Origin of the sequence: Lysobacter sp. CA199 (assembly GCF_052078715.1) — a bacterium.
GTDB lineage: Bacteria > Pseudomonadota > Gammaproteobacteria > Xanthomonadales > Xanthomonadaceae > Lysobacter.
Map to the genome: position 1 here is coordinate 198,604 of NZ_JBQJIL010000011.1, position 13,907 is coordinate 212,510.

General features: G+C 66.4%; 14 protein-coding genes, 1 tRNA gene and 1 pseudogene. 10 read left to right on the forward strand and 6 right to left on the reverse strand.

Annotated elements, in window-relative coordinates:
- Window positions 1-3: 3 nt before the first annotated feature.
- Complete coding sequence (locus ACTOWJ_RS20820) at window positions 4-105, forward strand: DUF6053 domain-containing protein (protein ID WP_441336525.1); 102 nt, start codon at window positions 4-6, stop codon at window positions 103-105.
- A gap of 111 nt (window positions 106-216) precedes the next feature.
- Window positions 217-408 (forward strand): DUF6053 domain-containing protein, encoded by a 192-nt coding sequence (locus ACTOWJ_RS20825; protein ID WP_441336526.1) that lies wholly within the window; start codon window positions 217-219, stop codon window positions 406-408.
- On the opposite strand, the gene ACTOWJ_RS20830 is transcribed toward ACTOWJ_RS20825, so the two are convergent.
- Both ACTOWJ_RS20830 and crp read right to left on the reverse strand, forming a co-directional pair.
- Window positions 363-824, reverse strand: a complete 462-nt coding sequence (locus tag ACTOWJ_RS20830; protein WP_441336527.1) for a global regulator CLP-associated N-acetyltransferase — start codon at window positions 822-824, stop codon at window positions 363-365. The genes ACTOWJ_RS20825 and ACTOWJ_RS20830 overlap by 46 nt on opposite strands.
- Before the next feature lie 6 nt (window positions 825-830).
- Window positions 831-1,496, reverse strand: a complete 666-nt coding sequence (crp, locus tag ACTOWJ_RS20835) for a cAMP-activated global transcriptional regulator CRP (protein ID WP_056106010.1) — start codon at window positions 1,494-1,496, stop codon at window positions 831-833.
- 239 nt (window positions 1,497-1,735) lie between these two features.
- Between crp and speD the strand changes: the two genes are divergently transcribed.
- A complete protein-coding gene (gene speD, locus ACTOWJ_RS20840) occupies window positions 1,736-2,530 on the forward strand; it encodes an adenosylmethionine decarboxylase (protein WP_336091071.1) in 795 nt (264 codons plus the stop codon).
- 392 nt (window positions 2,531-2,922) lie between these two features.
- Here speD and coq7 read toward each other — a convergent pair whose 3' ends face one another.
- Complete coding sequence (coq7, locus tag ACTOWJ_RS20845) at window positions 2,923-3,564, reverse strand: 2-polyprenyl-3-methyl-6-methoxy-1,4-benzoquinone monooxygenase (protein ID WP_441336528.1); 642 nt, start codon at window positions 3,562-3,564, stop codon at window positions 2,923-2,925.
- A gap of 379 nt (window positions 3,565-3,943) precedes the next feature.
- Complete coding sequence (locus ACTOWJ_RS20850; protein ID WP_441336529.1) at window positions 3,944-5,176, reverse strand: (Fe-S)-binding protein; 1,233 nt, start codon at window positions 5,174-5,176, stop codon at window positions 3,944-3,946.
- 170 nt (window positions 5,177-5,346) lie between these two features.
- Here ACTOWJ_RS20850 and rplM point away from each other — a divergent pair, with 170 nt between their 5' ends.
- The 3 genes from rplM to ACTOWJ_RS20865 all read left to right on the forward strand — a co-directional run bounded on the left by rplM (window position 5,347) and on the right by ACTOWJ_RS20865 (window position 6,324).
- The gene (gene rplM, locus ACTOWJ_RS20855; protein WP_441336530.1) at window positions 5,347-5,775 is read left to right on the forward strand and encodes a 50S ribosomal protein L13; all 429 of its coding nucleotides are present in this window, start codon (window positions 5,347-5,349) and stop codon (window positions 5,773-5,775) included.
- 9 nt (window positions 5,776-5,784) lie between these two features.
- On the forward strand, window positions 5,785-6,177 hold the full coding sequence (rpsI, locus tag ACTOWJ_RS20860; protein WP_057944216.1) for a 30S ribosomal protein S9: 393 nt from the start codon (window positions 5,785-5,787) through the stop codon (window positions 6,175-6,177).
- A 72-nt stretch (window positions 6,178-6,249) separates the two neighbouring features.
- A tRNA-Gln gene (locus ACTOWJ_RS20865) sits at window positions 6,250-6,324 on the forward strand.
- 203 nt (window positions 6,325-6,527) lie between these two features.
- On the opposite strand, the gene ACTOWJ_RS20870 is transcribed toward ACTOWJ_RS20865, so the two are convergent.
- Entirely contained in the window at window positions 6,528-7,133 is a 606-nt protein-coding gene (locus ACTOWJ_RS20870; protein ID WP_441336531.1) for a GNAT family N-acetyltransferase, read from the reverse strand.
- 286 nt (window positions 7,134-7,419) lie between these two features.
- On the opposite strand from ACTOWJ_RS20870, the gene ACTOWJ_RS20875 reads away from it, so the two are divergent.
- The 4 genes and pseudogenes from ACTOWJ_RS20875 to ACTOWJ_RS20890 form a co-directional block, all read left to right on the forward strand.
- On the forward strand, window positions 7,420-7,971 hold the full coding sequence (locus tag ACTOWJ_RS20875; RefSeq protein WP_441336532.1) for an ECF-type sigma factor: 552 nt from the start codon (window positions 7,420-7,422) through the stop codon (window positions 7,969-7,971).
- 25 nt (window positions 7,972-7,996) lie between these two features.
- Complete coding sequence (locus ACTOWJ_RS20880; protein ID WP_441336533.1) at window positions 7,997-10,780, forward strand: protein kinase domain-containing protein; 2,784 nt, start codon at window positions 7,997-7,999, stop codon at window positions 10,778-10,780.
- Window positions 10,734-11,318 (forward strand): DUF6053 domain-containing protein, encoded by a 585-nt coding sequence (locus ACTOWJ_RS20885; protein ID WP_441336534.1) that lies wholly within the window; start codon window positions 10,734-10,736, stop codon window positions 11,316-11,318. The genes ACTOWJ_RS20880 and ACTOWJ_RS20885 overlap by 47 nt, the downstream gene beginning before the upstream one ends.
- Before the next feature lie 9 nt (window positions 11,319-11,327).
- A pseudogene (locus ACTOWJ_RS20890) lies at window positions 11,328-11,486 on the forward strand (hypothetical protein); the annotation flags it as partial.
- Window positions 11,487-11,610: 124 nt separating this feature from the next.
- On the opposite strand, the gene ACTOWJ_RS20895 reads toward ACTOWJ_RS20890, so the two are convergent.
- A complete protein-coding gene (locus ACTOWJ_RS20895; protein WP_441336535.1) occupies window positions 11,611-13,578 on the reverse strand; it encodes a peptidoglycan DD-metalloendopeptidase family protein in 1,968 nt (655 codons plus the stop codon).
- Window positions 13,579-13,907: the final 329 nt, after the last annotated feature.

A 13,907-nucleotide genomic window follows, 5' to 3' on the forward strand; every position in this document is an offset into this window, starting at 1 on the left:
TTTGTGGGAGGGGGTTCAGCCCCGACGCCCTTCGATCAAATCGCGGCGAGTCGGCGCAAGCGCGTCGGGGCTGAAGCCCCTCCCACAAGAAACCTCGCGGTTTAACGCGGCTCGGGGCCAAGCAAGGGCGGCGTTCGCCCGAACCCGGAATCAGTCGCCCAGTGTCTTGACGAACTTCAGCGAACCGTCGGAATAGCCGCAGCGGCAAGGTCTTTTGTGGGAGGGGGTTCAGCCCCGACGCCCTTCGATCAAATCGCGGCGAGCCGGCGCAAGCGCGTCGGGCTGAAGCCCCTCCCACAAGAAACCTCGCGGTTCAACGCGGCTCGGGACCATGCAAGGGCGGCGTTCGCCCGAACCCGGAATCAGTCGCCCAGTGTCTTGACGAACTTCAGCGAGCCGTCGGAGTAGCCGCAGCGGCGGTAGAACTCGTGCGCGTCCGCGCGGCGGACGTTGCTGGTGACCTCGATCCGGCTGACTCCGTCGCGGCGGGCGCGGCGCTCGACCTCGCGCAGCAGTTGCCGGCCGATGCCCTGGCGGTGGCAGGTCGGGGCGACCACCAGCGCGGTGATCCGGGTCAGGTCGGTGCCGTGGGTCAGCGAATAGCGGGTGTGGCTGGCGACCAGGCCGCAGGCGTGGCCGTCGATTTCGGCCAGCAACAGGTAATGGCGGTGATCTTCCTGCAGGGTGACGATGCGCTCGATGGCCTCGTCGCGGGTGCATGGGTAACCCAAATGGCCGAGCAACTCGGCCACATCGCTCGCGTCGCCCAGCTCCGCCAGCCGCACCGAGGGTGCGGTCTGGGCGGACGGGGCGATTCGTCCCATAGGGACTTAGCGGGTTCCGTACAGGACGACGGTCTTGCCGCGGGCGTGCAGCTTGCCGTCGGCCTGTAGCTTCTTGAGCACGCGGCCGGCCATTTCGCGCGAGCAACCGACCAGACGCGACAGCTCCTGGCGCGACACCCGCAACTGGGTGCCCTGCGGGTGGCTCATGGCCTCGGGTTCCTTGGCCAGGTCGTGCAAAGCGCGGACGATGCGGTCGGTCACGTCGAGGAAGGCCAGGCGGCCGGCCTTGCGGCTGGTATCGAGCAGGCGCCGGGAAATCTGCGCGCCGATCGCGTACAGCAGCTTGGGCGCGTCCAACGACAGCCGGGTCAGCAGCAGGTCGTAGAGGCGCTCATGGCCGATTTCGGCCAACTCGCAGGTCGCTCGAGTGCGCAGAATCACCTCGCGGTGATCGCTCTCGATGAACAGACCGAGCTCGCCGACGAACTCGCCGGGGCCGAAATAGCCCAGGACCAGTTCGCGACCGTCTTCTTCTTCGGTAATGATGCTGACCGAGCCGGAGACGACGTAATACAGAGTGCTGGCCGGGTCGCCGGGGCGGAACACGTCCGTACGGGACGGGTAACGCCGACGGTGGCAATGGGCCAGGAAACGTTCGATCGTTGCGCCGTCAGGCAACAACGGGCTGTTGGTTCGGCGCAATGCAGTCAAGGGGGCTACCGGGTTGGCGGACATTGGAATGGGCTTTCGTTTTCGGCCGAGCTTAGGGCGATACGGCCGCTGGAGCAAATCCTGCCGCTGAAAATGGCGGTCCGATAGAGAGCGATGATGGAAGTTCAGTGGCGGTCACGCTTTTGTCACCAATGGAGCCCAAAAACAACATGCGTTTCCCCCCGGGGCTGTTTGCCTCATAATCGCGGCCCTCGCCGTCCGTCCGGAATCTTCCTACAGTGGTCAAGCCGTTACCGCGCCTGCGGTTGCAGGGTTTTAACAACCTCACCAAGGCCCTCTCGTTCAATATCTACGATGTTTGCTTCGCCGCGTCCGAGGACGAGCGTCGCCGGTATATCGAGTACATCGACGAGGCGTATAACGCCGACCGACTCACCCAGATCCTGACGGATGTGGCGGAAATCATCGGCGCCAATATCCTCAACATCGCCCGCCAGGACTACGACCCGCAAGGGGCGTCGGTCACGATCCTGATCTCGGAAGAGCCGGTGATCGACAAGAAGGACGCCGGCAAGGAGATCATTTCCGACGCCGTGGTCGCGCACATGGACAAGTCGCACATCACCGTGCACACCTATCCGGAAACCCATCCGGACAACGGCATCGCGACCTTCCGCGCCGACATCGACGTGGCCACCTGCGGGGTCATTTCGCCGCTGAAAGCGCTCAATTACCTGATCGAGAGCCTGGAGTCCGACATCGTCATCATGGACTACCGGGTGCGCGGCTTCACCCGCGACATCAAGGGCCGCAAGCACTACATCGATCACAAGATCAACTCGATCCAGGACTACCTGGCCAAGAACGTCAAGTCGCGCTACGAGATGCTCGACGTCAACGTCTATCAAGAAAACATCTTCCACACCAAGATGCACCTGAAGGAGTTCGACCTCGACACCTACCTGTTCGAGGAGAAGGCCAAGAACCTCTCGTTCAAGGAGCGGATGAAGATCGAGGCGCGTCTGCGCCGCGAAATCGAGGAGCTGTATCACGGCCGCAACCTGGCCGATTGAGGTTGGGATTCGGGAGCCGGGATTCGGGATTCGCTCAGGCGACGATCCGGTCCGGGCGCTGGCCCTGCCGAGAAGCTCGGATCGTTCAGAAAAGGCCGGCGCAAGCCGGCTTTTTCTTTTTCGAGACGGCGCCACGGCGGCGGGGCGGCGAGTGCCAGCCCGCCGCGCGCCGCGATTGCGCGGCCTTTCCCCCTCTCCCGCAAGCGGGAGTGGGGGCGGATGCGAGGTGGGAGGCATGGCTACCGGATCACTGATTCGCGCCCGGTGCCAATGGCTTACCGGCCCGCGCACAATGCCGTTCGCGCACCGGCATCAGCGATAGTTGCCGCGCATTCACGAAAAAGCCCGCCATCGGCGGGCTTTTTCGCTCGAATCAGCCCCGTATCCCGGCCTCAAAGCCGATAAGCCACCGTTTTCATCAACTTCGAGGCCGCCGCCATGATCGTCGGCACCGGCATCGGCAGGATCCGCGCGCCGGCGGCTTGCGCATTGTCGGCATGGCGGGCCTCATCGGCCTTCATCGTGCGCAGGATCGCCCGGCTGCGCTGGTCGCCTTCGGGCAGCGATTCCAGGTGTTCGTCGATGTGGGCCTCGACCTGGCGCTCGGTCTCGACCACGAAGCCCAGGTTCCAGCCGTCCCCGCGCAGCCCGGCCAGCACGCCGATGGTGAAGCTGCCGGCGTACCACAGTGAGTTGAGCAGGCTGGGCCGGCTGTCGAGCTCGTGCAGGCGGTCGGCGCACCAGGCCAGGTGATCGGTTTCTTCCTGCGCGGCTTCGAGCAGGTGCTCGCGAGTGGATTCATCGCGGGCCACCGCGGCCTGGCCGCAGTACAGCGCCTGAGCGCAGACCTCGCCGACGTGGTTGATCCGCATCAGGCCGGCCGAATGGCGCCTTTCATCCGCTTCCAGCACCAGTTCGGCGGTATTGCCGGCCGGGTTGGGGCGATGCGCGCCGGGCGCGCCGAACACGGTGTCCAGAGCGCGCTGCGCTTCGCTGAGCACGCGATCCAAGGGGCTGAGTGCGCGAGGGTTCATGCGTCGATTCTAAGGCGCGCGAAGCGTAGAAGTCGGTTAAGCAGGGTGGACAAATCGTCCCGGCCGGCGCTTTTGAGGGAGGAGCTTCAGCTCCGGCGTGCTTCGGTCGCGCCGGATCGAAAGGCGCCGGGCCTGAAGGTCCTTCCACAAAAAGACCTTGTGGCTGTGCAGCCGTCGAGAGGTGGCTCCGACTTCGGTTGTTAGGTCCGAAGGCGCTCCCACCGGATGTTTCGGGCTGCCGGAATCTTTTGTGGGAGGGCTTCAGCCCCGACGCTCGCGGCCAAATCACCTCGCACTTTCGTCGCGCCGGACCGAAAGGCGTCGGGCCTGAAGGCCCTCCACAAAAGACCTCGCTGCGGAAGTCCTTCCGTGGAGCAACTCAGGCTGGGCGATCTTCTTCCAAGCACTCGGCAAGGAACTCCACCGGGTGCTGCACCGGCAGCGCGGTGCCGTTGGCCAGATGCAGCCGGCAGCCGATGTTGGCGCTCAGCAGCCGCTGTGCGCCGCTGCGTTGGAACTGTTCGATCAACGGCGCGCGGTACTCGGCCGCGCGCGCCGGGTCGGCGAACATCTGCGTGCCCGAGGCGCCGCAGCAGCCATAGCCGGCGTCGAGTTCGATGACCACCAGCCCCGGCACCCCGGCCAGCAGCCGGCGCAAGGCGGGTACCGACTTGACCACGTTGCGCTGGGTGCACGGCAGGTGCAGGGCCACGCGCAGCGGGTTGGGGCGCCAACGCAAGTCGCCGGCGCGCTCGGCGAGGAACGCCAGCGCGTCGAGGACCCGGGCGCCATCGGCCAGGCTGCGGGTGAGCGCGTCCTGGCAGCCGCTGGCCAGGCTCAGCACAGTGTCGTGGCCGGCGAAGGCGCGGCGATTGGCCTGGGCCAGCCGCTGCGCCGCGCCGTTGTTGCCGGCGTGCTCGTGCAACGCGCCGCAGCAACCCTGGCCGGCGACCGGGTCGAGTTCGACCCCCAGCGCCCGGCACAACTGCGCCAACGCAGCGCGGACAGGAGTCTCGTAAACTCGTGCGACGCAGCCTACGAGTAGACCCACCCGGGCGGTCGCGGGTGCGGGCGGCCGAGCGACGAGGCGTCGCACCGGCGCCGGAGGTCGGGGCAACCAACGCAGCGACCACGGCAGCCAGTCGTGGGCCAGTCGATAAGCACCCAGCCCCGCGCTGAGCCAGCGCGGCCGCGCCGCCAGGCCTTCGATCAGGCGTTGGCGCCAGGCCGCTGGGCGCCGCTCGCGTTGGCGCTGGCGTGCGCCGACCAGCAATCGGCCATACTCCACGCCCGCCGGGCATACCGCCTCGCAGCTGCGGCAGCCCAGGCAGCGGTCCAGATGAGCGTCGGCGGTTTGCGTCGGGGCGATGGTGTCCAGCGCCCAGGCCCGGACCAGGGCGATCCGGCCGCGCGGCGACTCGGTTTCCAGTCGATCGCGGCCATAGGTAGGGCAAGCCGGCAGGCACAGCCCGCATTGGACGCAGCGGTCGGCCAGGGCCACCAGCGGGTCCGGAGCACCCGAGGTCAGAGCACCCGAGGTCAGAGCACCCGAGGTCAGAGCACGCGAGGTCAAAGCCGGCGGGGCTGGGGTCGGCGGGCGCGGGGCGGACATGGCGCGGATGCTAGCGCAGGTCCGGCCGACTTGCGGAGGCGGCATCAGGCCGCTATCATTCCGCCTCTTTCGTTCCACCATTACAACGCGCGGCGACGTTCCGCCCATGGTTCCTGTCCGGAACCTTGCCGGAACCAGCCCGACCATCTGCACCCACATATAGAGTTTTCATGAAGACTTTCAGCGCCAAGAACGAGACCGTCCAGCGCGACTGGTACGTCGTCGACGCGTCGGGCAAGACGCTCGGCCGTTTGTGCTCCGAGCTCGCGCGCCGTCTGCGCGGCAAGCACAAGCCCGTCTACACCCCGCACGTCGATACCGGCGATTACCTGGTGGTAATCAACGCCGAAAAGATCGTCGTCACCGGCAACAAGCTGCAGGACAAGATGTACTACCGGTTCACCGGTTACGTCGGCAACCTGAAGAGCGAGACGCTGGGCCAGGCAATGGAGCGCCACCCGGAACGCGTCATCGAGATCGGTGTGAAGGGCATGCTGCCGAAGAATCCGCTCGGCCGCGCCATGTACCGCAAGCTCAAGGTCTACAAGGGCTCCGAGCATCCGCACGCCGCGCAACAGCCGCAGCCCCTGGACATCTAAGGTACGAACATGGCCATCCAACACAATTACGGCACCGGTCGCCGCAAGTCCTCCACCGCTCGCGTGTTCCTGCGCAAGGGCGAGGGCAAGATCACCATCAACCAGCGCACGATCGAAGACTTCTTCGGCCGCGAGACGGCACGCATGATCGTGCGTCAGCCGCTTGAGCTGACCCAGTCGACCGACAAGTTCGACGTCAATGTCACCGTCTCCGGCGGCGGCATCACCGGCCAGGCCGGTGCGATCCGTCTGGGCATCGCCCGTGCGCTGGTCGAGTACGACGAAACACTGAAGTCCGAGCTGCGCAAGGCTGGCTTCATGACCCGCGACGCCCGTGAAGTCGAGCGTAAGAAGGTCGGTCTGCACAAGGCGCGTCGCGCCACCCAGTTCTCGAAGCGCTAATCTTCGATTACTGCCGATTTCGCGGCTTCAGATTTTTGCAGCCGCGGAATTTTGCGTTAGAATTTGCTTTATAGCCCCGTCGCCAAGCGGTAAGGCACCTGACTCTGACTCAGGCATTCGGTGGTTCGAATCCATCCGGGGCTGCCATACAAAAGTCGGTTTCTGCTTTCAACGGCAGACAACCGCAACGAAAAACCCGCCTCACGGCGGGTTTTTTGTTTTTCGGCCTGCGTTAGCCAGCGTGTCGTTCGCGGTGGTCGAAGATGCGTGGTCGCGGCTCGCGCCGCTCCTACAGCCATCCCATGTAGGAGCGGCGCGAGCCGCGACCGCGAACTTCGACTACGACGGACTTAGCCGCCATCCAGCGCCCGCACCAGGCTGATTTCATCGCGCAGCGGTATCCCATGCCGTCCGACCAGCGGAATCGCCGGATCGGCCTGGCGCTCCCGATCGATCGCGCCGGCGACCAGCCGATGCAGGCGGAAGCCGCGCCGCTGATAGAAACGTAGTGCGCCCAGATTGTCGTTGGTGGTCCGCGTCAGCAGCCGCTGCAAACCCAGTGCGCGGGCGCGTTGCGCGGCCAGTTCGATCAGGGCGGTGCCAAGGCCGGATCCCGGCGATACCGCATCCAAGGTCACGATCTCGGACTGGATCGCATCGTCGAGCAAGGTCGCCAGGCCCGCCACGCGGTCTTGAGGCTGGTCGCCACCTCGGTCGACATGGATGTCCTTGTGGATGTCCGCGTGGATGCCGGCCTCGGCCGATCGAATTTCCGCCGAACCACTCCCATCGGCGGCAGCCGCGCCATCGACATCGCCGTACGCGATAAAACCCGGCAAGGCCGACGCATCGATCGCGCGGCCGTCGAGCCAGATCGTGGTCGTTCCCCAGCGGCGTCGCAGGAACCGGACGATGGCGGCATGGTCGCTAGGTTCGATGGCACGGGGTGTGGGCATGGCGGTCCGGATCGCGTTCGCGGCCGTTCACTGTAATAGTCGCCGCGCGGCCGGCGTAGAGCGCTGTCGGGCGCGTCGGGCTGCCGCTTGTGCGCTCGCGATCGGCGGCGGCTCCCGGCGTGAAGCTGGCCGGCGAACCCTGCCGCGACCGTCTCCTCCTGCCTCATCCCCGCGAACCGTGCCCTGCGTCGCGTCTGCGAGTGGCTGCGGCGCGCATTCTGCCTGAACGCCGCGCCGGCTCGGCTACCATCCGCGCGCAGGGGACGTACGGCGTCGGGGGACGCGCATGAGCCAGGATCTGACCAGGTTGCTGCACGATTGGCGCGGTGGCGACGTCGTCTCGCGCGACGAACTGTTCGCGCAGGTCTACGACACCCTGCGCGACATGGCCGCGGCCCGGCTCGGCGCGCGCCGCGGCGATCGCACTTTGCAGGCGACCTCGCTGGTGCACGAAGCGCTGATCCGGCTGATCGGCAGCGATGTGGATTGGCAGGATCGCGCGCATTTCTATGCACTGGCTTCGCTGAAGATGCGCGCGGTGCTGGTCGACGAGGCGCGCGCGCACGCCGCCGACAAGCGCGGCGCCCATCCGGTGATGCTGACCTTGTCGCAGGCCGATCTGCAGGGAGGGCAGACGGTCGGTTTCGACGTGCTGGCCTTGCACGACGCGTTGCAACGTTTGTCCGAACGCGACCCGCGCGCGGCGCGCGCGGTCGAGATGGCGTATTTCGGCGGCATGGAGCAGCGTGAGATCGCCTGCGTGCTGGAGATCTCTACGCCCACGGTCGAGCGCGATCTGCGTTTCGCCCGCGCCTGGTTGAGCCAGCAACTGAGTTGAGCCCATTCGCCGCGCAGGAGACGATATGCAGACCCAGCGTTGGCAGGAACTGCGCCGCTTGTTCGATACGGTCTGCGATCTGCCGGCCGGGCGTTGGCGTGAGGAACTGAGCGCGCTCAGCGACGACGAGTCGCTGATCGAGGAGGCGCTGCAACTGTTGGGCGCGCAGACCGAGGAGTTCGGCCAGGTCGCGCGGCCGCTGGGCGCGTTGTTCGCGCAAGGGCCGGACAGCGAACTGCAACCCGGCGACCGCCTGGGCGACTGGCTGCTCGGCGAGCGCCTGGCCAGCGGCGGTATGGGCACGGTGTTCACCGCGCAACGCGCCGATGGCCTGTTCCGGCAACAGGTCGCGATCAAGCTGTTGCGCAGCAACGGCCTCAATCAGCAGGAGTTCGCCACGCGCCTGGCCGCGGAGCGGCAATTGTTGGCCGAGTTGCAGCACCCCAACATCGCCCGGCTGTACGACGGCGGGACCACGCCGACCGGGCAGCCTTATCTGGTGATGGAGTACGTGCCGGGCCGCCCGCTCGACGAGTACTGCGAGCTGCGCGCGCCGGACCTGCACCGGCGCCTGCATCTGTTTCAGCGCATCTGCGGCGCGGTGCAGAGCGCGCATCAACGCCTGATCGTGCATTGCGATCTCAAGCCCGGCAACGTGCTGGTGCTGGACGATGGCGAGCCGGTGCTTCTGGATTTCGGCATCGCCCAGGTGCTGGACCGGCAACAGACCGACGGCGAACGCGGCAACACCTTCTGCACGCCGGCCTATGCGAGCCCGGAATTGCTCGGTGGCGCGCGGGTCAGCGTGGTCAGCGACGTGTTCGCGCTCGGCGTGCTGCTGACCGAACTGCTGGCCTGTCGCGCGTTGGGCCGCGGCCTGGCCGAGCGCGATACGCCGGTGCCGATGCCGAGCGCGCTGGCCGGCGCGGATTGCCCATGGCGCGCGCAGTTACGCGGCGACCTGGACGCGATCGTCGCGCGCGCTTGCGACCTGGATCCGCGCAAACGCTATTCTTCGGTCGAAGCCTTGTCGCAGGACATCGACCGGCATCTGGCCTGGCGCACGGTGAGTGCGCGCCCGCAAACCTGGAGTTATCGTTTCGGCCGGTATCTGCGCCGGCATTGGCGCGAGGCTGCGGCGACGGCGACCGTGTTGTTGCTGGCCGGCGGCTTTGTCTGGCGGGTCACCGCCGAGCGCGCGCGCGCCGAACGCGAGGCCGCGGTGGCCGAGCAGGTCAGCGAGTTCCTGGTCTCGGCTTTCGATGCCGCCGACCCGCGCATGCGCGGTGCGCGCGCGGCGGAGGAAGTCAGCGCGCGGCAAGTGCTCGATGCGTCGGCGGCGCGGATCGAGCAGGGGCTTAACGACACACCGGCGATCCGCGCGCGGCTGCGCGCGGTGCTCGGTCGCGCGTATCGCAATCTCGGCCAGCCCGAGCGCGCCGAAGCCTTGTTGGCTCAGGCGGCCGAGGAGTTTCTCGATCCGGCGGTCGCGCGTCCGGACCAGGCCGCGCAAGCGCTCGCGGAGCTGTCGGGTTCGCTCAGCGATCGCCAGTACGGCGCGCAAGCCGTGGCGGCTGCGCAGCGCGCCTTGGCGTTGCGCCAGGACGGCGGCGATCCGCGCGCGCTGGCCGAGGCTTACGACACGCTCGGCCTGGCGCAGGTCGCCGACAGCCGTTACGACCAGGCCGAGGCTTCGTTCCGGCAATCGCAGGCTTTGCGCCGCAAGCACGCGATGAGCCAATCGGCGGAGGAACGCGCGGCGATGCTCGGCAATCTGGGCCAGTTGTACCGGCGCCGCGGCGAACTCAAGCGCGCCGAGCAGGCCTATCGTCAGGCGCTGGATCTGGCGCGCCAGCACGGCGCCCACACCGTCGCCGCACAAGTGCATCAGTTCTATCTGGCCAAGGTGTTGTACGGCCAGGGGCGCGTCGAGGAAACGCGCAGGGAGCTGGTCGACAATCTGGCGCTGGCGCGCGATCTGTACGGCGAGCAAAGCGACATGGTCGCCAATATCCACGTCGATATCGCCGATGCGGCGCAGGACCTGGGCGATTACCGGCAGTCCGGCGAACATTATCGCGTGGCGCTGACGATCATGAGCAAGGTCGCCGGTGCGCGCAGCCTGGATTACGCGCGCGTGCTCAACAACTATGCGCTGCTGGTCGAAGAGCGCGGCGATACAGCTCAGGCGGAGACGCTCTGGCGCGAGGCCTTGTCGATCCGCCGGGCCCACCTGGATCCGCAGGAGCGGCGGGTGTTGCGGGTGGAGAGCAGCATGGGCCGCATGCTCGCGCGCGCCGGCCGCGGCGAGGAGGCGCGCCCGCTGATCGAGCGCGCGCTGAACGTTTGGCGCCAGCGCTATGGCGACGACCACGCCGGCGTGCTGCGGGCGGCCCTGGGCCGGATCGAATGGTTGCTCAGCAGCGATCGTCTGGACGAGGCGGCCAGAGAACTGGCGGCGCTGAATATCGGCCGCGGCGAATACAACGCTTTCGTGCTCGCGCGCATTCCCGCGCTGCGCGCCGAACTGGCGCAACGGCGTGGCGATTGGGAGGGCGCGCGCAGCGGCTGGGCGCAGGTGGTCGCGGCCAGCGCCGAACGCAACGGCGCGCAGCAGATCATGACCGCCAAGGCGCGGGTGCCGTATGCCGAAGTGCTGCTGTTGCGCGGCGATACGGTCGCCGCGGCCGAACAGGCGCGGCTGGCGGCGACGGTGCTGCGGCGCGAGTTGCATCGCGATTCGGAACTGCTGCGGCGGCTGGATGCGGTCGAGCGCGGCGAAGCGCGGTTGCGGGTGGCGGTGCGCTAGCGCTGGCGCCGTTGGAGGGGATGCGTGGAAGGATTTTTGTGGGAGGGGCTTGGGCACTGAGGCTCTGCGCTCGAATCGCTGCAATTTCACCGCGCCGGATCGAAAGGCGTCGGGCCTGAAGGCCCTCCCACAAAAAATCTCGTGGCTAGGGCTCCTCTCACAAAGAATTCGCTGCTGTGTAGTTACTGGAAGACCGGGCTTTGGCGACGGTTTCATCAAGTCTAAAGGTTCTCCCTCAGAGCGTTTCGAGCCGCCGAAGTCTTTTGTGGGAGGGGCTTCAGCCCCGACGCTCTTCGCTCAAGTCGCTTGCGACTTTCACCGCGCCGGATCGAAAGGCGTCGGGCCTGAAGGCCCTCCCACAAAAGACCTCGTGGCTGAGGCTCCTCTCACAAAGACTTCGTGGCTAAGGCTCTCCTCACAAAAAACTCGTGCCTGTGCAGGTACGGAGAGGCAGGGCGTCGGTTACGGTGTCGTCAGGTCCAAAAGCTTTCCCTCAAGATGTTTCGGGCCACCGAAGATTTTTGTGGGAGGGGCTTGAGCCCCGACGCTCTTCGCTCAAGTCGCTTGCGACTTTCACCGCGCCGGATCGAAAGGCGTCGGGCCTGAAGGCCCTCCCACAAAAGACTTCGTGGCCAGGGCTCCTCTCACAAAGACTTCGTGGCTACCCTTCCCAAAAAACCTGGGCTATGCCTGCACCGGGAGATAGAGCTTCGGCTTCGGTGTTCGTCAGCCCTGATGGATCTTCCACGAAGATCGATGGCGCCACCGGGACAAAGAAACGCCGCCCGAAGGCGGCGTTTCTCATTACGACATCGCACTGGACTCGGCGATTACTCGATCGCTTGCACGTCCACCAGGCGCAGACCCTTGATCGCGTACTTCTCGGACGACTGGAACAGACCCTGCCAGCCCTTCACCGCTTCCAGCGCATGGCCGCCGGAACCGGCGCGGAACACGCCGACGTAGTTGCGCACGCCCGCTTCGACGTAGGTGTCGACGTCGATCAAGCGGTAGCCGTCGTCCGACAGTTCGTCCCACTTGGCGGTGAAGGCGCCCCACGAAGTCGAACGCCACAGCGCGGTGGCATCGTTGCCGGCGCGGTACACGCCGACGTACTGGCGCTGGCCGTTGCCGATGTCGAAGCTTTCCATATCGATCAGACGCAGGCCCAGGTCCTTGGCGATTTCGCGCTGATTGGCGAAGGCCGAGAAGCCGGTGTGGCTCCACAGCCCGGCGTTGCCGGTGCCCGGACGGAACACGCCGACGTAGTGACGGTTGCTGCCGCTCATGTACGTAGTCAAATCGACCAGACGCTGACCGTCGTTGCTGAGCTCCTGCCACACCGCGGTGAAGTCGTCCCAGCTGGCGGCGTTGTACAGCGCGCCATTGCCGGTACCTCGCTTGTACACGCCGACGAAGTGGCGGTCGCCGTTCTCGAGGTAGGTGTCGATGTTCTCGAGGCGGAAGCCGTCGGCGACCAACTCGGTGCGCTTCTGGGTGAAGCTGGTCCAACTGGGCTTGTTGACCCGGATTTCGATGTCGCTGTCCGCGCGCCACACGCCGAGGAAGGTCTTCTCGTCTTTTTCGGCCGAGTCGAACGGATACGCCGCGCTGCTCGGGTAGATCATGCTGTAGGGATGCGGCGCGGAGTGGTTGCTCAGGTGGGTCCAGTCGGTCGGATCCATGCTGTTGGCGGTGGCCATGGCATGGGCTTCGGTGCGGGTGATGCTCTGGATCTGGGCGAAGGTCATCGGCCGCGGGCGCACGGCGTTGCCTACGCAGGAGCCGGGCGAGGTTTCCTGGGCGACGTGCACGTGCACGTGCGGGCCGCTGGACTGGCCGGTGTAGCCGACCTTGCCCAAGTATTGGCCTTGCTTGATCGTGGCGCCCGGCACCAGCAAGTCGGCCGGAATCGAGCCGGGCTGCATGTGGGCGTACAGCGCGACCTCATCGCCGCTTTTGATCTTGAGGAAGTTGCCGCCGGCCGAGTACTGGCCGGTGCTCGGCGCGATCGGCTCGGGTTCGATTTCCTTCGGCACGCGCGGATAGTTCTTCCACTCCGGCAGATCGTTGAGCGCTTCGCAGACGATGCCGTCGGCCATCGCGTACAGCGGCAGGCCATAGGCGCGTTGGCCCTCGGCCTTGGTCGAGTCGGCGCCTGGGCGCTTGGAGTCCCAGGAGTCGCCGTCCCAACCGGTCACGCTGGTGTCCAGGCCGAAGGCCTGGCTGCCGCCGACGTGGTTGCTCGAGGTCTGCCAGGCCTCGTTCTGGCGCAGGTCGCTGGCGCGGCCGGGATAGCGCAGCGGGCCGTTCTCGTTGGTGGTGGTCGACAGCGGCAGATTCTTGATGACCGGATTGCGGAAGCCCTGCAGGTACACCGCGACCTTGACCGTGGTCGGGTAGGGCGCGGTGATGATGATCGGGAACGAGGACGGCACCTTGGGGGCGTCCGGATCGGGATTGTCGTAATCGCAATTGCAGTTCTGGAACGCGATCTGGGTGCCGGGGGCGATCTCGGCCGGGGTCAGATAATTCGAGGCCAGTTGATCGAGGATTTCGACCTTGGTGACTTTCAACGCCACCGTGTCGTTGTTGCGCAGCGCCATTCGCAGCGACACGCGGCCCTGCTTGGCGCCGCCGACCTGGGCCGGGCCGATCGCTTCGAACACGACCTTGCCGTCCTTGATTGGGTTGACCACGTCGATGCTGAGGGCCTGGGCGCTGGCGCCGGCGCTGAAGCACAGGGCGAGCGCGGCCGGCAGGGCGCGCAGAACGAGCGAAGAAGATTGGGTTTTCACGGTGGACTCCATAGGCATGATTGGGAAAATCACGCGGTCGCAGAGGGACGAGCCCTCAACTCGGTCGAGGCCGGGATTCGGGATCAGGGATTCGGGATTGGCAAAGCGGATACGTCGCTTAGTGCTTTTGCCAATCTCGAATCCCTGATCCCAAATCCCGGCTCCTCCGTGGCTGGGTCTGTCCCGGCGAACCCGGGCGTGACCACGCCGCGCTTAATTCAACAAACCGGGGAAGGGCGGCCGGACCCATCAAGAAACTTCAAATTATTTTTCGGGTCGGCCCGGAAGGCGGCAGAATGGCCGGCGAAGCGGGTGGCCGCGGAGTTCGG

Coding starts and splice junctions, on each gene's coding strand:
- ACTOWJ_RS20830 (WP_441336527.1), bottom strand. CDS start 824: ATGGGACGAATCGCCCCGTCCGCCCAGACCGCACCCTCGGTGCGGCTG.
- coq7 (WP_441336528.1), bottom strand. CDS start 3,564: ATGAACCCTCGCGCACTCAGCCCCTTGGATCGCGTGCTCAGCGAAGCG.
- ACTOWJ_RS20850 (WP_441336529.1), bottom strand. CDS start 5,176: ATGTCCGCCCCGCGCCCGCCGACCCCAGCCCCGCCGGCTTTGACCTCG.
- rplM (WP_441336530.1), top strand. CDS start 5,347: ATGAAGACTTTCAGCGCCAAGAACGAGACCGTCCAGCGCGACTGGTAC.
- rpsI (WP_057944216.1), top strand. CDS start 5,785: ATGGCCATCCAACACAATTACGGCACCGGTCGCCGCAAGTCCTCCACC.
- ACTOWJ_RS20870 (WP_441336531.1), bottom strand. CDS start 7,133: ATGCCCACACCCCGTGCCATCGAACCTAGCGACCATGCCGCCATCGTC.
- ACTOWJ_RS20875 (WP_441336532.1), top strand. CDS start 7,420: ATGAGCCAGGATCTGACCAGGTTGCTGCACGATTGGCGCGGTGGCGAC.
- ACTOWJ_RS20880 (WP_441336533.1), top strand. CDS start 7,997: ATGCAGACCCAGCGTTGGCAGGAACTGCGCCGCTTGTTCGATACGGTC.
- ACTOWJ_RS20885 (WP_441336534.1), top strand. CDS start 10,734: ATGCGGTCGAGCGCGGCGAAGCGCGGTTGCGGGTGGCGGTGCGCTAGC.